15 protein-coding genes are annotated in these 20,100 nt (G+C 50.1%); 8 read left to right on the plus strand and 7 right to left on the minus strand.

Translation table 11 applies throughout. The features are described from left to right. Nucleotides 1–3: 3 nt before the first annotated feature. The 5 genes from LQ901_RS13115 to LQ901_RS13135 form a co-directional block, all read right to left on the minus strand. Entirely contained in the window at nucleotides 4–1,080 is a 1,077-nt protein-coding gene (locus LQ901_RS13115) for a DegT/DnrJ/EryC1/StrS aminotransferase family protein (protein WP_152135429.1), read from the minus strand. A 23-nt stretch (nucleotides 1,081–1,103) separates the two neighbouring features. Beyond that, complete coding sequence (gene wbpD, locus LQ901_RS13120; protein WP_152135430.1) at nucleotides 1,104–1,679, minus strand: UDP-2-acetamido-3-amino-2,3-dideoxy-D-glucuronate N-acetyltransferase; 576 nt, start codon at nucleotides 1,677–1,679, stop codon at nucleotides 1,104–1,106. A gap of 81 nt (nucleotides 1,680–1,760) precedes the next feature. Beyond that, the gene (gene tviB, locus LQ901_RS13125; protein WP_152135431.1) at nucleotides 1,761–3,035 is read right to left on the minus strand and encodes a Vi polysaccharide biosynthesis UDP-N-acetylglucosamine C-6 dehydrogenase TviB; all 1,275 of its coding nucleotides are present in this window, start codon (nucleotides 3,033–3,035) and stop codon (nucleotides 1,761–1,763) included. 21 nt (nucleotides 3,036–3,056) lie between these two features. Continuing rightward, a complete protein-coding gene (locus LQ901_RS13130) occupies nucleotides 3,057–4,097 on the minus strand; it encodes a Gfo/Idh/MocA family protein (protein WP_152135432.1) in 1,041 nt (346 codons plus the stop codon). A gap of 22 nt (nucleotides 4,098–4,119) precedes the next feature. Continuing rightward, entirely contained in the window at nucleotides 4,120–5,208 is a 1,089-nt protein-coding gene (locus tag LQ901_RS13135) for an LPS O-antigen chain length determinant protein WzzB (RefSeq protein WP_152135433.1), read from the minus strand. Between the two features lie 550 nt (nucleotides 5,209–5,758). On the opposite strand from LQ901_RS13135, the gene LQ901_RS13140 reads away from it, so the two are divergent. Both LQ901_RS13140 and rfaH read left to right on the plus strand, forming a co-directional pair. Further along, nucleotides 5,759–6,199 carry a cytochrome c5 family protein gene (locus LQ901_RS13140; RefSeq protein ID WP_218572292.1) on the plus strand — a complete coding sequence of 147 codons (441 nt, stop codon included), beginning with the start codon at nucleotides 5,759–5,761 and terminating at the stop codon, nucleotides 6,197–6,199. Between the two features lie 285 nt (nucleotides 6,200–6,484). After that, entirely contained in the window at nucleotides 6,485–6,961 is a 477-nt protein-coding gene (rfaH, locus tag LQ901_RS13145; protein ID WP_152135434.1) for a transcription/translation regulatory transformer protein RfaH, read from the plus strand. 153 nt (nucleotides 6,962–7,114) lie between these two features. Here the strand turns inward: rfaH and rep are convergent, their stop codons facing one another. After that, complete coding sequence (gene rep / locus LQ901_RS13150) at nucleotides 7,115–9,145, minus strand: DNA helicase Rep (RefSeq protein WP_010862901.1); 2,031 nt, start codon at nucleotides 9,143–9,145, stop codon at nucleotides 7,115–7,117. A 258-nt stretch (nucleotides 9,146–9,403) separates the two neighbouring features. Between rep and LQ901_RS13155 the strand changes: the two genes are divergently transcribed. The 6 genes from LQ901_RS13155 to LQ901_RS13180 all read left to right on the plus strand — a co-directional run bounded on the left by LQ901_RS13155 (nucleotide 9,404) and on the right by LQ901_RS13180 (nucleotide 19,163). After that, complete coding sequence (locus LQ901_RS13155; RefSeq protein ID WP_010862902.1) at nucleotides 9,404–9,982, plus strand: TetR/AcrR family transcriptional regulator; 579 nt, start codon at nucleotides 9,404–9,406, stop codon at nucleotides 9,980–9,982. 41 nt (nucleotides 9,983–10,023) lie between these two features. Beyond that, on the plus strand, nucleotides 10,024–11,130 hold the full coding sequence (locus LQ901_RS13160) for an efflux RND transporter periplasmic adaptor subunit (RefSeq protein WP_010862903.1): 1,107 nt from the start codon (nucleotides 10,024–10,026) through the stop codon (nucleotides 11,128–11,130). Between the two features lie 18 nt (nucleotides 11,131–11,148). Further along, nucleotides 11,149–14,271 (plus strand): multidrug efflux RND transporter permease subunit, encoded by a 3,123-nt coding sequence (locus LQ901_RS13165; RefSeq protein ID WP_010862904.1) that lies wholly within the window; start codon nucleotides 11,149–11,151, stop codon nucleotides 14,269–14,271. Nucleotides 14,272–14,613: 342 nt separating this feature from the next. Beyond that, the gene (locus LQ901_RS13170; protein WP_010862905.1) at nucleotides 14,614–14,886 is read left to right on the plus strand and encodes an accessory factor UbiK family protein; all 273 of its coding nucleotides are present in this window, start codon (nucleotides 14,614–14,616) and stop codon (nucleotides 14,884–14,886) included. A 271-nt stretch (nucleotides 14,887–15,157) separates the two neighbouring features. Then, on the plus strand, nucleotides 15,158–15,961 hold the full coding sequence (zupT, locus tag LQ901_RS13175) for a zinc transporter ZupT (RefSeq protein ID WP_010862906.1): 804 nt from the start codon (nucleotides 15,158–15,160) through the stop codon (nucleotides 15,959–15,961). A gap of 259 nt (nucleotides 15,962–16,220) precedes the next feature. Then, on the plus strand, nucleotides 16,221–19,163 hold the full coding sequence (locus tag LQ901_RS13180) for an HD domain-containing phosphohydrolase (RefSeq protein ID WP_152135435.1): 2,943 nt from the start codon (nucleotides 16,221–16,223) through the stop codon (nucleotides 19,161–19,163). A 103-nt stretch (nucleotides 19,164–19,266) separates the two neighbouring features. On the opposite strand, the gene ribB is transcribed toward LQ901_RS13180, so the two are convergent. After that, nucleotides 19,267–19,917: a 3,4-dihydroxy-2-butanone-4-phosphate synthase gene (ribB, locus tag LQ901_RS13185; RefSeq protein ID WP_010862908.1), complete on the minus strand. Its 651-nt coding sequence runs from the start codon at nucleotides 19,915–19,917 to the stop codon at nucleotides 19,267–19,269. Nucleotides 19,918–20,100: the final 183 nt, after the last annotated feature.

The following is a 20,100-nucleotide window of genomic DNA, read 5'->3' on the forward strand; positions in this document are numbered from 1 at the left end:
ATATTACTTAATGGAAATAACTATTTTCTCCAGTTCCTCACGACTCATGTAAGGATGCATAGGTAGACTCATGACCTCTTGAGCAATTTCATCACCTATTGGCAAATCAATGCTACTATCAGCAACGGCAGGTTGTTTATTCAAAGGAGTTGGATAATGCACAGCGGTAGGAATACCTGAGTCTTTCAGCTTATTCTGAACATGTTCTCTGTTTTTTACACGAATAGTGTATTGAGCCCAAGCAGATATATTATAATCTTTAATATATGGAGTAGTGTTAGTTCCAGTCTCATTCAATAGTCGAGTATAAGTATCGGCAACTTGATTTCTCAGTTCTATTTCTTCATCCAATATTTCAAGCTTCGGCAATAAAATAGCTGCTTGCAATGTATCTAGCCGGCTATTGACACCCACACGAATATGATGATAACGACGATCTTGTCCGTGACGGGCAATTTGGCGCATGACAAGGGCCAATTCATCATCGTTAGTGAAAATAGCACCACCGTCACCATAACACCCCAGCGGTTTGGTTGGGAAAAAACTCGTACATGCAATAGTACTTAAATTACAAGACTTTTTCCCTTTATAACTCGCCCCGAAACTCTGAGCCGCATCCTCAATTACAGGAATACCATGTTTTGCAGCAATAGCGTTAATTGCATCAAAATCTGCACATTGTCCATATAAACTTACAGGAATAATCGCTTTCGTGTTTGGTGTAATGGCAGCTTCTAACTTAGCCGGGTCTAAATTATACGTTTTTGGGCAAACATCCACATACACTGGTTTTGCCCCAAGTAAAGCTACGGTTTCTGCAGTAGCTATATAGGTAAACCCCGGAGTAATAACCTCATCGCCAGGGCCAATACCTAATGCCATTTGAGCTATTTGTAGTGCATCGGTACCATTGGCAACGCTAATACAATACTTTGCTCCGGTAAAGTCAGCTAACTTTTGTTCTAGCTCAGCAACCTCCGGACCTAAAATATACGCCCCATGCAGTAATACCTTTTGAATTGCTGCATCAATTTTATTCTTTATTCTAGCCTGTTGTGCTGCCAAATCAATAAATTGCATTTTAACCCCGAACTTAAGAGAAATTAAACTTTCTGTAATTGCTTACCATTAAGCTGATATATTGCGCCAGTATGATGGCAAATCGCTTTAGCTTGGCCTTCAACAGGTAAATCTAGCTGTTCACCAAATTCACTCATCCAGCCAATTTGCTTAGCTGGCACACCTACCATAAGAGCATAGGCAGGCACATCTTTATTTATTACTGCACCCGCGCCAATAAAAGCATATTCACCAATAGTAACTCCACACACGATAGTACAGTTAGCACCTAGGGTGGCACCTTTTTTCACCCAGGTATCACGATACTGATCTTTACGCTCAATTAGTGAGCGCGGGTTATACACATTGGTAAATACCATGCTTGGCCCACAAAATACGCCTTCCTCTAAATGCACGTTGTCATACACTGAGACGTTATTTTGAATCTTACAATGATCGCCAATCGTGACTTTGTTGCCCACAAATACATTTTGGCCTAACGATGTACCTCGGCCAATGACTGCTCCGCTACAAACATGCGCAAAATGCCAGATTCGACAACCATCGCCAATGTCCGCTCCATCGTCAATAATAGCTGACTCGTGCCTGTAATAATTCATTATATAATTCCTGACCATTCTAAATACATTAACCTTTCTGCCAATTATAACTTAGTCAGAAAGGTTAAGTTTAACTTAAAATCACAGACGAATATCTGACTCACCAAGAGGAAGCACATACTTCACGTCATAAATAACATGTTGCGCTTTACCTAATTTGCGAATAGCTGATGCCCCCATATTCTTTGTTGAGCTATGGTCAACAGCAAGAATAATTGCATCGTAAGTATTCTCTTCTAGCGAATCGATCAACTCAATTCCATACTCATGTCTTACATCTTTCTTGCATGCCCACTCATCAAACACATCAACATGCATGTTGAACTCTTTTAGCTCATGAATAATATCAATGATTTTAGTATTTCTCACATCAGGACAGTCACCTTTAAAAGTGAACCCCATGACTAACACTCTGGCCTCATCAATATGGATCTTCTTGCTAGATAATTTCTTCACCAATTGAGTGGCTACATACTCGCCCATACCATCATTAATTCTTCTTCCTGCAAGAATCACTTCTGGTCGATAGCCTACCTCTTGTGCTTTATGAGTCAAATAGTATGGGTCAACACTAATACAGTGACCGCCAACTAAACCAGGTTTGAAGTGGAGGAAATTCCATTTAGTGCCTGCAGCTTTAAGCACCTCTTCGGTATCAATGCCTAATTTGTTAAATATTTTTGCAAACTCATTGATGACTGCAATATTTAAGTCTCGCTGAGTATTCTCGATCACTTTTGCTGCTTCAGCTACGCGGATAGATGAAGCCTTGTGCGTACCCGCGGTAATAATTTTTTTGTACACATGATCAACTATATCAGCAACCTCAGGAGTAGAGCCTGAAGTAATCTTCATTATCGTTGTTAGTCTATTTACCTTATCACCTGGGTTAATACGCTCAGGACTGTAACCAGCAAAAAAGTCTTTGTTATAAACAAGCCCTGATAACTTTTCAATGATAGGTAAGCAAACTTCTTCTGTAGCCCCTGGATAAACGGTTGATTCAAACACAACAATGTCGCCGCGCTTGATAACTTTAGCCAGACCCTCAGAAGCTTTGCGTAGAGGCGTTAAATCCGGCGTTTTTTCATCAGTAATCGGCGTTGGTACTGTGACGATGTAAAAGTTACATTGTTTAATATCATCAAGATTGCTGGTATATTCAAGAAAATGTGCGCTAACCAACTCTTCACTTGAACATTCTAAAGTCGAATCCTTACCATCCCGCAGTTCAGCAACTCGTTCTGTCTTGATATCAAAACCCACTGTAGGAAAGTGTTTTCCAAATTCTACCGCTAACGGTAAACCCACATAACCAAGTCCAATGATACCAATTTTTAAATCGGAGATATTCATTTTAAAATCCAAGTTTTTTAATTACAGATTAAGAGGTAGACCCATTTCTTTACCATCGCGCGCAGAACGATATGTCGCAATGAGAAGCTCAAGAGATTTCAAGCCTTCACGTCCATCGGTTTCAGGCTCAGCTTTTCCTCTTAATACGTCCGCCACATTTTTAAAGTATGGAGGATGGCCAAACCCATATACAGATGTGGTTTGATAATTGGCATCAGTTATCTGGCTGTCATAGTCTTTTTCTTCGTCAAAGATCCAATCTTGAATCTCATTGACAGCAACGCCACCCACTCTTACAGTACCTTTCTCACCTAAAATAGTGATAGAGCCTTCATAATTTTTTGGGTAAGTGCACATAGTAACGGCCATTGACCCAACCGCACCATTACGCCACTTGATATTTACTACACCAGTATCTTCAACATCAATATCTCGATGAGTTGATGTTATCGCATGCACTTTTTCTACCGGGCCAATCAACCAATGTAATAGGTCAACATAATGGGTAGCTTGATTCATGAATGCTCCGCCATCCATATCCCAAGTACCAGACCATGCTGCACGGTCATAATACTCCTGTGGCCTAGTCCAAAACACATTGACATGAACCATATGGATCTTGCCAAAACGCTTTTCTGATACGGCTCGCTTTAGTAGTCGTAAAGTAGAATTTCTGCGGTTTTGTTTTACCACGAAAAGTCGAACACCAGCATCATCACAGGCTTTTAGCATAGCCAGCCCATCATCCCATTTGGTTGCCATAGGTTTTTCTGAAATGACATGTACACCCGATTTTGCGGCACGAATTGCTTGCCTAGAATGCAATCCACTTGGTGTACATAAGCTAATTATATCGACTGCTTCTTTTTCTAATAATTCGTCTAATGATAAATAACCGGGAACTTTATACTGCTCTTTATGCGCTTGAAGAACTGAATGGTTATTATCGCAAACAGCAACCAGTTCAAACTCATTTTCTAATTGTTCAATGGAGCCAAAATGGTTTTTGGAGATTCTGCCACAACCAACGATGGCAATTTTTATCTTTCTACCCTTAATCATAATACACTCACTAATTTATCGATTAACCATGTAATTTTCTTTGTTCGATAGCATTGATAAGAAATGCACTAACAATACCAAATATACCGCCCAGCAACGCCCCCAACACCAAAATCAGTGCTTTTTTAGGTTTATCTTTCGTCACCGGGTCTGATGCTGCTTTCAAATAACTAAAAGCTAAGACTTGTTCACTATTTGGTTGGTATTTTTCTAGACTGTACAAATTCGTTTGCTGTTCATAGTATTTATCGCTTAGTACTAACGGCTGTGTCTTGATGCCTTGTAACATAGCTGACAACGGACCACTACCGAGTAAGAATAAATTATTTTGTTTTAGCTCCATGCCTGCTGATAGTTCTGGCTTTGTAATTCCCGCTTTTTCTGCGATCAAGAGCGAAGATTCTATATCCGCAATTTCCGTCTGACGCCTCACTTCAGCCACGCTTCTGGATGCCATCATGGCATCGGCTAGGCTTGCTTTTTGGGCTGCGATTTGTTGTTCTAAATCAGCATAACTTTGTTGTACTGCCTGCTGGCTACTTTGCACCAGATATTGACGTAATAATTGCTGTGCTTGAGACGCATTGTCTGCGGGTAAAGTCACTCTCACCTTGTCTACAACATTTATATCCACTGGCTGAATAGTGATCTGTTTAACCCAATTATCCAGTAGTTGGATCTTTTCTTTTTCTGTTTTACCTGACACTAGCTCTTTAAAATAAGCTGTCTCTGCCAAGTAACGAGCTAAATTATCGTAAGAAGCACTGTCATCCAAAAAACGTTTGAACACCGAGTTTTGTATATCAGAAATAGGAACGACTTTATCGTCTTGACTTAACAAACGGTAACCTGCATATAAGTTACTCACCGCCGCAGCACTCGGTACAGTAACAATCGCTTCTGATGTCCACTGCTCTTTTGCGGTAAACGCATAACCTGCAGCCATCGTCGTAGTCAAAAACGTGACCAGTAAAATTACCCCTTTCTTTTTCCACAACGTTGCCATCAACTCAAACAAGTCAATTTCATCATTAGCTTTTGGCATATACACAGGGTACGCGCCCTGCGGCAGTAAGTAGGGAGTCTGTTGCGGCTCGGTTGCTTTTGACATAGATGCTAGTCCATTATCGATCAATGAGTTAAATAAAATAAGCAGCAAAATAGGTAAGACTTTGTTTGCCTGTAGAATGCAAACAAACACGCTACCGCCCTTAGGTTTCAGCTCCTAAAGCGCTGCAAAATATGAAGACATTGCTGCGACAGCATGCAACACGGAAAGAATATAAGGAGGGAAGAAAACCTGTGATCCGGCCGAGACGCCAAGATACGCCTCCCACCTCCCTGTTGCAAACCGGCAGATAGCCCGCAGAATTTGGAGTACAGATTATAAAGCAATGCCTGTGTAAGGCCAAATCTGCCGGCCAAAAGACAACATTATGTTTGTAAATTCTGTGAGGCTGGGCTGTATAAGCTGTCGCACGCTAGCGGCCTTGCGAAAAAGAACTCCGCGCAATTGCTTCAATTTATTTACGATTAGCTTATAATCTGGCAACACAACCGAGTGGTCAATATTCAACCGCTGCGGTTCACAGCCCTGCTCAGACCGATTAAGAATGAAAGCAGGATAAAAGGATGCCGCTGGTTATTTAGGGAGAAAATCTGTGAACACTGTCTTTGTGCGTGCCAAGTCTATCTGCGCTAAGCCTCGCCAGGCGGCGTTAACTCTGCTGACCTCCCTGCTGCTCGGCGTATCCTGTTGGGCTGCCGCAGCGGATATGTCGGATGATGCGATTAGCGAACGCATCAAACCGGTCGGCGGGGTGTATCTAGCTGATACTGCGTCTACCGCAAAACCTAGCGGGCCGCGTACCGGTGAGCAGGTGTATAACGGCGCCTGTATCGCCTGTCATGGCAGCGGAGCCTTAGGCGCACCAAAATTTCGTGATGCTGCGCAGTGGGCACCACGCCTGAAGCAAGGTATCGATACCCTGCAAAAACATGCCATCGCCGGTTTAAATCAGATGCCAGCACGCGGAACCTGTACCGATTGTAGTGATGATGAAATCAAAGCTGCGATCGAATACATGACCAGCGAGTTATAAGCTGCACGACGCGGTTTATCAGCATATAAAGAACAATTCCGCGCAGATAGGGTAAATAGATAAAAGGAGGCCTCGGTGCCTCCTTTATATGTCTATCATGATTGTTTGCACTAAATGACTCTGACTTAACTGGCTCTAGCTGACGATTCACCGGCGGTATTTTGCACAAGCGATACTTTGTGCAGCACCTCGTTAATTAAACTGACTGTTACATCACACCCAAAGACTGACCGGCTATCCACTCTGTGGCATACTGCAGTCATTATTTTCATCACAAAACTATCTATGGACGCTTGGTATCTTCTTTATTGTAAACGCGGACAGCAAAGTCGGGCGGCGCAACATTTGGAGTTGCAAAATATCCGCTATTTTTGTCCGATGCTGACGGTAAAAAAACAGCGTCGAGGTCAATGGCAGGAAGAGGCCGAAGCGCTGTTTGCCAATTACCTGTTTGTGCACTTTAATCCCGATCAGTTGAGTGTCACGCGAGTGCAGGCTACGCGCGGCGTGGCGCGGTTGGTGCGTTTTGGCGAAACGTTGGCGAGAGTGCCGGATGAGGTGCTGATCGATTTAGCGCGACGTTACAACCCGCTGGTTGCACTACCGGAAGAAGGTAAAGTCTGTAGTCAGCCGATGTGTACCGCCTTACAACAGGCCTTGGTGGATATCGAGCGTGAAAGCAATGGAGAAGTTCGTGCACTCCGCTTTTTGCAATTACTGCAAGATCACCGTCTGTTGGCGTCCCGTCACCGAGTCAAATAATCCAGCGTTCCGGCATTTCAATGTCATAGTGAGCACGCCCGTTGCGAGTGTCTTCCGCATTTATAAGCGCCTAAATACTTAGGCACTTATCTCTGTAGTCGCTTATATGAGTAGACACTTATATGCGTAAACACTAAGCCCATAGCAGCCAGATCACTCTGGCCGTTTTTTCGCCTGCGCCAACATCTCGCGTAATCCGGCCACCCCTTGGCGGCCACGCTGCTGACGCTGTTCGGCGCTGACTGGCGCCTTGCGCACTTCCCACTCTAAATCATCTTGTGGCAGTTCGTGCAAGAAGCGACTCGGCTCTGGGCGCAACAACTCACCGTACTGACGGCGCTCTTTACATAGGGTAAAGGTCAAGGTCTTCTGGGCGCGGGTGATCCCGACATATGCCAAACGGCGTTCTTCTTCCACATTGTCTTCATCCAAACTGGTCTGGTGCGGCAAGATCCCCTCTTCCATCCCAATTAAAAAGACATGCGGAAACTCCAGTCCTTTCGAGGCGTGTAGCGTCATTAACTGCACTTGATCAGCTTCGGCGTCATCTTCGCCGCGCTCCAACATGTCGCGCAAGGTGAGGCGTTGCACCACCTGATTGATGGTCATCGGCTCCTCGCCGTCTTTCCCTTCCAGCATCTCGGTCACCCAGCCAAACAGGGTAGAGACGTTGCGCATGCGCATCTCAGCGGCTTTCGGACTGGCGGAGGTCTCGTAGAGCCAGCTTTCATAATGGATGCCATGCACCAAATCACGCAGCGCGGCGACCGGATCGCCACGCTGGGCGCGATCGGCAATCTCGGTGATCCAACGCGTAAACTGCCGCAGAGCCTCCAGCCCACGCCCCTGCAAATGCTGCTCCAATCCCAAATCAAAGCTGGCGGCAAACAGGCTATTGCCACGACTGTGCGCCCATGTACCGAGCTTTTCCAAGGTCACTGGACCGATTTCACGCCGTGGGGTATTCACGACGCGCAGGAACGCAGTGTCATCATCAGGATTAATCAGCAGGCGCAAGTAGGCCATGATGTCTTTGATTTCAGCGCGGGCAAAGAAGGAGGTGCCGCCAGAGATCTTGTACGGAATGCGGTTTTGCATCAGCATCTTTTCCAGCGTGCGCGACTGGTGATTACCGCGGTACAAAATGGCGTAGTCTTTATATTGGGTCTTGTTCAAGAAACGGTGTGCGATAATCTCACCCACCACGCGCTCTGCCTCATGCTCTTCGTTGTTAGCCTGCAGCACACGCAGCATCTCACCGGGGCCGAGCTCGGAGAACAGCTGTTTTTCAAACTCATGCGGGTTGTTGGCAATCAGGATGTTGGCCGATTTTAATATCCGCTGCGAGGAGCGGTAGTTCTGCTCTAGCTTGATCACTTTCAACGCCGGAAAATCTTGGCGCAGTAAGGTTAAATTCTGCGGACGCGCACCGCGCCATGAGTAAATCGACTGATCATCATCCCCTACCACGGTGAAACGGGCGCGCGCGCCGACCAGCAATTTCACCAGCTCGTACTGGCTGGTGTTGGTATCTTGATACTCATCCACCAATAAATAGCGAATGCGATTTTGCCAACGCTCTCGCACCTCTTCTTGGGTGCGCAATAATAAGGTTGGCAGCAAAATCAGATCATCAAAATCCAGCACATTGCAGGCGCGTAGCTGGCGTGCATACTGCTCATAACACAGGGCAAACAAGATATCGCGCTCACCTTTGGCGCGCACTTTGGCCTGCTCGGGCAAGATCATGTCATTTTTCCAGCCGGAGATTTTTTGCACCAGCTGGCTGAGGAGGTCTTTATCACCTTTGAGGCTGTCTTCGGTCAGCTCTTTGAGCAACGCCATTTGGTCTTGATCGTCAAACAGCGAAAAACCGGCTTTCAGCCCCAGCGCCTTGTATTCGCGCTTTAAGATTTCCAAGCCCAGAGAGTGGAAGGTGGATACCAACAAGCCTTTGGTTTCACCACGACCGAGCGTCTGCGCTACCCGCTCTTTCATCTCGCGTGCGGCTTTGTTGGTAAAGGTCACCGCCACAATGTGGCGCGCCTGATAACCGCATCCGCGGATCAGATGGGCAATTTTGTTAGTAATTACGCGGGTTTTTCCCGAGCCGGCGCCAGCCAGCACCAGACAGGGTCCGCTGACAAATTCAACTGCTTCCTGCTGACGGGGATTTAAACGCATTTTTCCGGCTCTCCGCGTAACTGCTGCAAACGTAGTCCAACTTATTCTTAGTCGGTCGGCGATTCTAACAAAAAACCACCCCGATGGGGATGAAAGGCTATAACTAACGACCACGTTCGGCAGACCGCGATCGCACAAATTGCAATATCAAGGCATGCAGTTTTGTTTGGCAGCTCGCAAAATTACGCTTACAATATCGCCACTGAACGATCATTCAGTGATTCCCTTAACTGTAACAAATCATAACGCTGGCGGACGATGCTGGATACTCGACAACAGATTTTGCAAGCCACCGAGGTGGTCCTGGCAACCCATGGGTTTCAAGGGTTGTCGATGCACAAAGTAGCCCGTGAAGCGGGAATAGCCACCGGCACCATTTATTGTCACTTTAAAGACAAAGAAGACTTGCTGGTGCAACTGTGCAACACCATCCGGGATCGGATTGCCGAAAAGATCTGCGCCAATGTGGCGACCAGTGGCTCACTGTTCGCCCGTTATCGGCAGTTATGGTTAAATATCTGGAATTTTTGTAACCAATATCCGGACCAAATCAACAATCAGCAGCAGTATGATAACGTACCCGGTTTTTCTCAACCGGCGTGGGAAGAGCAGCTGCAACGCTACGCGGTCTGGTTTGCCTTATTGGAAGAGGGGATAGCCAGCCAGCAAATTCTCGATTTACCGAGGCAGGTGCTGTCGACCTTAAGCCTGGAAACGGCCTATTCCCTCTTCAAGCGGTTACACGCTACAGGCATCGAGCTGGATGATGCGATGCTAGAGCGCACGATTCAGGCCAGCTGGCGGTCTATCTGCCAGACGGCAGCGGATAACGAATAAAACAAACTTGAGCGGTATTTTAATACGGAGCATCAAAAAAGATGAAAAAATGGGTCGCAGGGATGTTACTGCTGGTGATCGTGCTGCTGGGCAGCGTCATTGGCTTTAACATATTCAAACAACACATGATTGCCAATGCTTTGGCCAATCGTCCGGAGCCGGATTATCCGGTGACTGCGGTTGACGTCAAAGCGACCGACTGGACCCCAACCATTGAAGCGATCGGTTTTATCGATCCGAATCAAGGGGTGAACGTCTCCACCCAGACAGCAGGTCTGATCAAGCAGATTAACTTCCAGTCCGGTGACAAGGTGCAAGCCGGTCAGGTTTTGGTGCAGCTGGATGACAGTGTGGAAGTGGCTAACCTGCAGGCGTCACAAGCTAAGCTGCCAGCGGTACGTGCGACTTACCAGCGTTATTTAGAGCTGTCCAAGACCAAGTTCGTGTCGAAGTCCAACTTGGATGAGGCCAAAGCGAACTATGAGTCTCTGCTGGCTCAGATTGACAGCCTGAAAGCGACCATCGCTCACTACAAAATCCGCGCGCCGTTCAGCGGTATCGTCGGGATCCGTAATGTTAACCTCGGTCAATATCTGCAGCCAGGCACCAACATTGTGCGTCTGGAAGATGTGTCGGTGATGAAACTGCGTTTCACCGTACCGCAGACCGAAATTTCCCGTATCCATACCGGTCAGCCGATCGATATCTACGTGGACGCCTATCCAAAAGTGCCATTTAGCGGCCAAATCACCGCCATTGAGCCAGCAGTTACCGCACAAAGTGGTCTGATTGAAGTGCAAGCTGACATCCCGAACAACGACGGCCGTCTGCGCTCCGGTATGTTTGCCCAAGCCAAAATCATTCTGCCAACGCTGAAAGATCAGATCGTGATCCCACAGACTGCGGTTGCTTTCACGCTGTACGGGGAAACCGTATACGTACTGAAAGAAAAGGATGGCGTACTGCGTGCCGCACAGCTGACGGTGAAGGCCGGCGATCGTCGCGGCGACAGCGTCCATATTCTGGACGGGTTGCAAGCCGGTGAACGTCTGGTGACCACCGGTCAGGTTCGTCTGAGTAACGACAGCAAAGTGCATGTTGTGAACGATGATCCGCTGGTTGTTCCAGCGCAGCCGCCGATGCTCTAATCCGGGAGAAAAGGAAGCATGCGTTTTACCGACATATTTATCCGCAGGCCGGTACTGGCAGCGTCGATCAGTTTTCTGATCGCCCTGCTCGGCCTGCAAGCTCTCATTAAAATGCAGGTGCGTCAGTATCCGGAAATGACGAATACCGTGATCACGGTCAGCACCAGCTACTTCGGGGCCAGTTCTGACCTGATCCAAGGTTTTATCACCACCCCGTTGGAACAGGCGATTGCGCAAGCGGATAACATCGATTTCATGACCTCCAGCAGTTTGATGGGGTCATCGGTGATTACCGTTTACATGAAGCTGAATACCAATCCGGATGCGGCGATGGCCGATATTCTGGCCAAGGTGAACTCGGTACGATCCCAGATGCCAAAAGAGGCACAGGATCCGACCATTACCAGTTCCACCGGCTCCAGTACCGGTATTTTGTATATCGGCTTTACCAGTGATGCCATCAACTCCAGTCAGATCACCGACTACCTGAACCGCGTGGTGAAACCCATGCTGTTCACCGTTAACGGGGTAGCCAAGGTTGACCTGTACGGGGGCTCGGATTACGCCATGCGTGTCTGGCCAAACCCAGCCAAGATGGCAGCCTTCGGTATTACCGGTAGTGATTTAGCCCGCGTTCTGTCTGCGAACAACTACCAGTCTGCCGCTGGTCAGTCCAACGGTTACTTCGTGTATTACAACGGCAACGCCGATACTCAGGTCAATGACGTTAAGTCGATGCAAAACTTGGTGATCAGCAACAACGATGGACAAGTTATTCGTCTGTCGGACATTGCGAAAGTCACCATGGACAAGAGCTCTGACTTGTACCGCGCGAGCGCCAACGGTAAAGAAGCGGTAGTACTGGCGATTAACGGTGCACCATCGGCCAACCCGATCACCGTAGCGCAAGATGTGCTGAAGCTGCTGCCGGACATGGAACGTAACATGCCGAGCACCATCAAGATGCGCGTCATGTACGACTCCACCATTGCGATTAACGACTCTATCCACGAAGTGGTGAAAACCATCGTGGAAGCTGGTGTGATCGTACTGGTGGTGATCACCTTGTTCTTGGGCTCGCTGCGTGCGGTACTGATCCCAGTGGTCACCATCCCGCTGTCACTGATTGGTGTGGCCATGATGATGCAGCTGTTCGGGTTTACCTTGAACCTGATGACGCTGCTGGCGATGGTACTGGCAATCGGTCTGGTGGTGGATGACGCCATCGTGGTCTTGGAAAACGTCGACCGGCATATTAAGGAAGGCGAATCCCCGTTCCGCGCCGCCATCATCGGTACTCGTGAGATTGCGGTGCCGGTTATCTCGATGACCCTGACGCTGGGTGCGGTATATGCACCAATTGCCCTGATGGGTGGCTTGACCGGTTCTCTGTTTAAAGAGTTTGCCCTGACGTTGGCTGGTGCAGTATTTGTGTCGGGTATCGTTGCGTTGACCTTGTCGCCGATGATGTGTGCGCACGTACTGAAGGCCAATGACAAGCCAAGCAAATTCGAGGAAACCGTTCACCATCTGCTGGAAAACCTGACTGCCCGCTACATGAATGCGCTACGCGCTATCATGCAGCACCGCAGTGTGGTGATTGCGTTTGCCGTATTGGTGTTTATCTCGCTGCCGGTGTTGTTCAAGTTCATCCCAAGTGAACTGGCGCCGAACGAAGATAACGGCGTCGTGATGCTGATGGGTACCGCGCCATCGAATGCCAACCTGGACTTCATCCAGCAAAGCATGGCACCGGTAAACAAAATCCTGTCCGAGCAGCCTGAGGTGCAATACTCACAGCTGTTCTCCGGGATCCCAACCAGCAACCAAGCGCTGGGTCTGGCGACCTTGGTGCCATGGAGTGATCGCTCGGCCAGCCAGCAAGAAATTGCTAACCGGGTGACCAAGTTGGTGAAAGACGTACCGGCAATGTCGATTACCGCGTTCCAGATGCCATCCCTGCCGGGTGCATCCAGCGGTCTGCCATTCCAGTTCGTGATCACCACGCCGAACAGCTTTGAAAGCCTGTTCCAGATTGCGTCGGATATGCTGGGCAAAATTCAGCATAACGGTATGTTCGTGTATTCCTCTATGGATCTGAACTACAACTCCGCCAACCTGAACATCAAGATCGATAAGGATAAAGCCGGTGCCTATGGCGTGACCATGCAGGATATCGGTAATGCCCTGTCCACTATGCTGGCCGGTGGTTATATCAACCGTATCGACCTGTATGGCCGTTCGTATCAGGTGATCCCACAGATGGAGCGTAAGTACCGTCTGAACCCGGATCTGCTGAACCAGCTGTATGTGAAAGCCTCTGACGGTGAGTCGGTACCCCTGAGCAACTTGGTGAAAATCACCGTGACCTCAGCGCCACCATCACTGCCACACTTTAACCAGATGAACTCCGCCACTTTGAGTGCGGTTCTGGCTCCGGGTGTGACCATGGGTGACGCCGTAAACTGGATCGAAGCACAAGCCAGCGAAAGCATGCCACAAGGTTATAGCTATAACTTTATGGGTGAATCACGCCAGTTCGTTACCGAAGGTAATGCACTGATGGGTACCTTTGGTCTGGCTCTGGCGGTGATCTTCTTGGTACTGTCCATCCAGTTTGAATCCGTGCGAGACCCGCTGGTCATTCTGGTTTCCGTACCGTTGGCGGTGTGTGGTGCCTTGGTGGCCTTGGCATGGGGCTTTGCCACCATGAACATCTACTCGCAGGTTGGCCTTATCACCTTGATCGGTCTGATTACCAAGCACGGTATTCTGATCTGTGAAGTGGCCAAAGAAGAGCAGTTGATGCATGGCCGCAACCGGATGGATGCGGTGATGGCGGCCGCCGAAGTGCGGATGCGTCCAATCCTGATGACCACCGCGGCGATGATTGCCGGTCTGATCCCTCTGCTGTATGCGGCCGGTCCTGGTGCTGCGGCGCGTTTCAGTATGGCGATCGTAATCGTGGCCGGTCTGGCGATCGGTACGCTGTTCACCCTGTTCGTTCTGCCGGTGATCTACACCTTCCTGGCAAGCCAGCACAAACCGCTGCCGGTGTTCGTGGAAGATAAAGATCTGGAAAAACTGCAGCGTGTGGATGAGGCGCGTGCCGCCCACCGCGAAAACCGTACGCAGGAATAATCACCCACTGGCCGTCTATGCCGGCGGCCACGGGCGTTGTCGATGATTAACTCATCACTTCTTGCTATGCATCAGAGATGCACGGTCTGACAGCGCAGCCTGTGAGTCATGCGTTAAAGCCATCTTCATAAGAAGATGGCTTTTTTTTCGGCCGTCGTTTTTTCGCTTCTCTCCCGCAGACCTATCCTTCTATACCCACCGCCGCGACACTTACTCCCCATCTTGCGCGATTGCGCAAAGCAACCTGCGAAAGCGTGCGAATCATCACTGCCATGGCGCGCAGTCATTACCTATCGCACCTCAGTTACCGTACAATAGAAGCCTATCTCAGGAGGAATGACGATGATTGATCCGAAAAAAATCGAGCAGATTGCCCGTCAGGTGCATGAATCTATGCCCAAGGGGATCCGCGATTTCGGCGAGGAAGCCGAGAAAAAGATCCGCCAAATTCTGCAAGCCCAACTGGCCAAGCTGGATGTGGTTAACCGCGAAGAATTTGATGTGCAGACCCAAGTGTTGCTGCGCACCCGCGAAAAACTGATGCAGCTGGAAGCCCGTCTGACTGAGCTGGAAGCGCGTCAAGCCGGCGAGACCCCAGCCGAGCCACGCGACTAACACAATCCTAACGCAGCTCCCACGCACTGCGTAGCTCTGCGTTACGGTTACAGTGCCGTTGTCATCGCGCGCAGCCATACGGTAAATCAGCTCGATTTACCGTAGGCTGCTATCCAGCGTCGCCTCATCGAGGTGCTATTGTCTTGCCATTCCCCCGATTAATCGGTTTTAACTATCAGTTTTATTCTTCACACCGGTTGTCTTTTCAACAGCAATCCCGCTACACTGCAATAAATGATAATAAGTATCAATTGCAGCATGAGGCGCGCCGATGACTACACTGACTCTCCCCGCTCTGTTTACCTCCGTCCAGACAGTCCCCTTGGTACTGACACTGCTGGCCGGTGGCGCGACGTTTGTCGGTGCACTGGCTGGGGTGATTGGTCGCAAACCCTCGAACCGCGTATTAAGCTTTGCCTTGGGTTTTGCCGCCGGGATCATGCTGCTGATTGCGCTGATGGAAATGCTGCCCGCGGCGTTAACCACGCCCGGTGTCTCGGCGCTGGCCGGTTACGCGGCCTTTATTGCTGGTCTGCTCGGTTACTTTGCCTTAGACCGTATGTTGCCGCACGACCATGCCCATGACCTGATGCTGTCATCGGCCAAACAAGGCGTGATGTCCGATAAAAAACTGCGCCGCACCGCTATGCTGCTGACGCTCGGCATTAGCTTGCACAACTTCCCTGAAGGCATTGCCACCTACATCACCGCCAGCAGCAACTTGGAGCTAGGATTAGGGATCGCGCTGGCCGTGGCGATTCACAATATTCCAGAAGGTCTGGCGGTGGCCGCACCGGTCTACGCCGCAACCGGCTCTAAGCGCCAAGCAATTTTCTGGGCCGGTTTATCCGGAATTGCCGAAATTGCCGGTGGCTTGCTGGCCGCCTTAGTGCTGGGCCCGATCATCTCGCCAGTGTTGATGGCGCTGATTATGGCGGCAGTGGCGGGGATCATGGTGGCATTATCCGTGGATGAGCTGATGCCACTGGCCAAAGATCTGGCACCAGAAGCCAACCCGAGCCACGGCGTTCTGTGTGGTATGGCGGTGATGGGATTTAGTTTGGCCCTGCTGTAAGCCGTTAAACCGTCCACAATCTAGCCAAATCCCCTTCCTCATGGCAGCCATTGGGCTGCCATTGACATACTCCTCAGTATTATTCGTTCATAACTTGCTATTATCTGCTCGCCACCCGCGGCGCCAGCTAAAAAAGAAGCGGCGCAAGTGGCCATTTATGACTACATTTCTTTTAATAAGACCGGCATCGCAAGCAACCTTGCCGCAAGCCGACCCGCTATCATGACCACCAGATGCATCATTATCAGGGCGGATAACTATGACCTCGTTCTGGCGTAACCGGCGCTTCCCGCTGCAAATTCAGATTGCGACCCTGTTCAGCTTGCTGATGTTCTTAGTCGGCGCACTGCTGATTGGCTTTAATTACTGGCGCGCTAACCAGCTCAATATCGACAATGCCCGGACCCAATACGGCTACATTGGGAATAATGCCGCCGCCGAGCTGGATCTGAGTACACAAACCATGGGGATTGCGGTCAATCTGCTGACCACCATGCCGATCACCACCTACCAGACGCTAGAGCAGCGTTTTGACTCGCTGCCACGCCTGCGCGAAATTTTACGCAGTAGCCCCTACGCCAACTCGGTATACGCCGGTTATGCCGATGGCGATATGCTGCTGATGCGCCGCCTAACTCCGCTTAATCGCGCCAACTGGCAAGCTCCGCACAATGCCGATTGGTTAGTGCAAAGCATCGATCACAACGAACAAGACCCGAGCCAAGTTCGGCGTAACTTTCTCTATTTTGATGACCAGCTCAATCTGCTGCGTAACGACGATAAACCCGAGTACCTGTACGATCCACGTGAGCGAGGTTGGTATCAAGCCAGCGTGAACACGGATCAGCAAATCATGTCACCGATGTATGTGTTTGCCTCATCAAGGGAAATCGGTACCACCCTCAGCCGACGCGCCAAAAATCAGCACGCGGTGATTGGGATCGATATTTCACTGCGCACCTTCAGTGATTTATTGCGCGCCCAAAAGCTGCCAGCGGGCAGTAAAATGGCGCTGATTAGCCCGCAAGACACTATCATCGCCAGCCTTGACCCACGGGAAGTGATCCGCATGAATGCGGAGCGCCAAATCAGCATGGCCTCGGTCGAGACCTTCCCCAATCCACCGTTATCCGAGCTCTTGAGCCTGAGCCAAGATCTCCCGCGTGAGCAAGAGCAGCATCTGACCTTCACCTACCGCGAGCAACCGTGGTTCGGCTCGTTATTGCCAATCAACAACGCGCATGGAATGTTCCGTTTAGCCATTGCCACCCCCGCCGATGTGATGCTGGCCAGCGCGATCGAAACGCGCAATCAATCCACGCTGATTGCCTGTCTGGTTCTGCTGGCCTCGGTGCCAATCACGTGGTGGATTGCCTACCGCATTGCCAAGCCACTGAATCAGCTGCGACAAAATGCCGAGCAAATTCGCCGCTTTAGCTTCGATACCCAAAAACCGGTGAACTCCATCGTGCTGGAAATCGATGAGCTGGCACAAACCATGAACAAGATGCGCAGCACCATCCAGCAATTCTTGCGCATTGGTAACTCGTTGGCCGCCGAGCGCAACTTCACTACCTTGCTGGCCGGCTTAATGCAAGAAACCACCCATCTGGTCGGCATGGCCGGCGGGGTGATTTACCTACCCGACCGTGATTGCACCACCCTGACCCCCGCCCTGTGGCAATGGCGCGAAGAGCGGCTTGATGCCAGCGCCTTGCCGCCGATTCACCTGAACCACACCACCAGTGCCTTACTGCAACAAGCCTTACAAGGCGCGATGCTGCACCAGCATCAGATTTCAGCCGATAGCACGCCGGAGCTGCTGGCGCTCAGTAAAGCTCTTGGGCCGTTGGAGTCGGTGCTGGTCGCGATGCGCAATCGCAATGATCAACTGATTGGCTTGCTGGTACTGGTCAACCCATTCAGTGCCGATCAACATATTGAACCGGCTAAACTCAAACTGGTGGAAGCCTTAGCCGGTAACCTGTCGGTGACGGTGGAAACCCAGCGTCTGTTACAAGAGCAAAAAAACCTGTTGGATGCCTTTATCCAGCTGATGGCAGGAGCCATTGATGCCAAGAGCGCCTACACCGGCGGCCACTGTCAGCGCGTCCCAGAGCTGACCGAAATGCTGGCCGAAGCGGCGGTCGAAGCCAAAACCGGCCCATTTGCCGAGTTCAGCTTAAGTGCCGATGAGCGTGAAGAGCTGCACATCGCCAGTTGGCTGCATGACTGCGGCAAAGTCACCACACCAGAATTTGTGGTGGATAAAGCCACGAAGCTGGAGACCATCTACGATCGGCTGCACGAGATCCGAATGCGCATTGAAGTGCTGAAGCGTGATGCCAAAATCCACGCGTTGGAGCAGCAATTACAGGGCCTCGACCCATCATCCGTCGAGCAGCAATACCAAACTACTATCGTGCAATTGGATGAGGATTTTCGCTTTATCGCTACCTGCAATATCGGTGGTGAGTTTATGTCGGAAGAGCATTTACAGCGCCTGCAACAGATAGCAGAGCGCCGCTGGCTGCGCACGCTGGATGACCGAATTGGCGTATCCCACGAAGAGTTGCAACGCAAAAATCGCACCCCAGCGCCAACACTGCCGGTTTGGGAGCCGTTACTGGCCGACCGCGATGATCATCTGTTCCCACGCGAAGCGCGCGATCAGCTACCACAAGGCTATGGCTTTAATATGCAAGCGCCGCATTACCTATACAACCGTGGTGAACTGTATAACCTGAGTGTTCGCCGTGGCACGCTGACCGATGAGGAGCGCTACAAAATCAATGAGCACATCGTGCAAACCATCGTGATGCTGAAAACCCTGCCCTTCCCGCGCAACATGTCGCATGTACCGGAAATTGCTGGCGGACACCATGAGCGCATGGATGGTAAAGGCTATCCATGCCGCCTAACCGGCGAGCAAATGAGCCTGACCGCGCGCATGATGGCGATTGCCGATGTGTTTGAAGCCTTAACCGCGGTGGATAGACCGTATAAGAAAGGGAAAACCTTGAGTGAATCACTCGGTATTATGGCTAATATGGTGCAAGGTCAGCATCTGGATCCACAGCTGTTTGCCCTGTTCCTCAGTAGCGGGATTTGGTACGAGTACGCACGCCGTTACATGCGCCCAGAGCAAATTGATGAGGTGGATATTCAGCGCTTTATGCCGACTGCCAATGATGCAGCCTAATCGCATCTGACACCGGTAAACCGAACAGCACAAGGCCGGCAACATGCCGGCCTTTATCGAGGCGATGACTCAAACAGGCCCGCCCAAACCCCAAGCCCAAGCTTTACTCCGCAAATGGATACGCTTCGCGGTAAGCCACCAGATCTTCGATGGTCAGTACCGGCATCTGATGCTGGCGGGCAAATTCAATTACCTCAGGCGTGCGCGCCATGCTGCCATCATCGTTGGTCAGCTCACACAAAACGCCATACGGCTTAAAGCCGGCCAGACGCATCAGATCGATAGTCGCTTCGGTATGACCGCGACGCGCCAACACGCCGCCATCTTGGGCGCGCAGTGGAAACACGTGTCCTGGACGATGAATATCTGACGGACGCGCATCATCAGCAATCGCCGCGCGAATCGTGGTCACGCGATCTTGCGCTGAAACGCCAGTGGTGACACCGTGCGCCGCTTCAATGGTCACGGTAAAGGCGGTTTGATTCTGGCTAGAGTTCACTTCCACCATCATCGGCAGCTCCAGCTGGCGGCGACGCGCTTCGGTGATACACAGGCACACAATGCCGCTGCCATGACGAATCGTAAGCGCCATTTGCTCTGGCGTAATGGTTTCGGCAGCAAAAATCAGATCGCCTTCGTTCTCGCGATCTTCATCATCCAGCACCAATACACCACGGCCAGCACGCAGTGCCGCTAAACCTTGTTCAACGCGTTCAATCGGGGAGCCAAAAGCACTAAGCAGTGACTGATTCATGGTAAAAAACGTCCTTCATGCAAATACTATGGATTACCAGAATCAGGGCACAACAAGAGGGAGTTACAGGTTATCGACCCTACGCGCACCGCCAAACGGCGCCCGCGATCTACCGCCCGCCCACCACGGTATTTCACCTCTCACCATCACAATTCGACAGCAAAAGCCAAATACAGACCAGTA

The organism is Plesiomonas sp. PI-19, assembly GCF_021368255.1.
GTDB lineage: Bacteria > Pseudomonadota > Gammaproteobacteria > Enterobacterales > CAMTGL01 > Plesiomonas > Plesiomonas shigelloides.

Excerpts from the sequence above, each read along its gene's own strand:
- LQ901_RS13115 (WP_152135429.1), bottom strand. The coding sequence starts at position 1,080 with ATGCAATTTATTGATTTGGCAGCACAACAGGCTAGAATAAAGAATAAA.
- wbpD (WP_152135430.1), bottom strand. The coding sequence starts at position 1,679 with ATGAATTATTACAGGCACGAGTCAGCTATTATTGACGATGGAGCGGAC.
- tviB (WP_152135431.1), bottom strand. The coding sequence starts at position 3,035 with ATGAATATCTCCGATTTAAAAATTGGTATCATTGGACTTGGTTATGTG.
- LQ901_RS13130 (WP_152135432.1), bottom strand. The coding sequence starts at position 4,097 with ATGATTAAGGGTAGAAAGATAAAAATTGCCATCGTTGGTTGTGGCAGA.
- LQ901_RS13135 (WP_152135433.1), bottom strand. The coding sequence starts at position 5,208 with ATGTCAAAAGCAACCGAGCCGCAACAGACTCCCTACTTACTGCCGCAG.
- rfaH (WP_152135434.1), top strand. The coding sequence starts at position 6,485 with ATGGACGCTTGGTATCTTCTTTATTGTAAACGCGGACAGCAAAGTCGG.
- rep (WP_010862901.1), bottom strand. The coding sequence starts at position 9,145 with ATGCGTTTAAATCCCCGTCAGCAGGAAGCAGTTGAATTTGTCAGCGGA.
- LQ901_RS13155 (WP_010862902.1), top strand. The coding sequence starts at position 9,404 with ATGCTGGATACTCGACAACAGATTTTGCAAGCCACCGAGGTGGTCCTG.
- LQ901_RS13160 (WP_010862903.1), top strand. The coding sequence starts at position 10,024 with ATGAAAAAATGGGTCGCAGGGATGTTACTGCTGGTGATCGTGCTGCTG.
- LQ901_RS13165 (WP_010862904.1), top strand. The coding sequence starts at position 11,149 with ATGCGTTTTACCGACATATTTATCCGCAGGCCGGTACTGGCAGCGTCG.
- LQ901_RS13170 (WP_010862905.1), top strand. The coding sequence starts at position 14,614 with ATGATTGATCCGAAAAAAATCGAGCAGATTGCCCGTCAGGTGCATGAA.
- zupT (WP_010862906.1), top strand. The coding sequence starts at position 15,158 with ATGACTACACTGACTCTCCCCGCTCTGTTTACCTCCGTCCAGACAGTC.
- LQ901_RS13180 (WP_152135435.1), top strand. The coding sequence starts at position 16,221 with ATGACCTCGTTCTGGCGTAACCGGCGCTTCCCGCTGCAAATTCAGATT.
- ribB (WP_010862908.1), bottom strand. The coding sequence starts at position 19,917 with ATGAATCAGTCACTGCTTAGTGCTTTTGGCTCCCCGATTGAACGCGTT.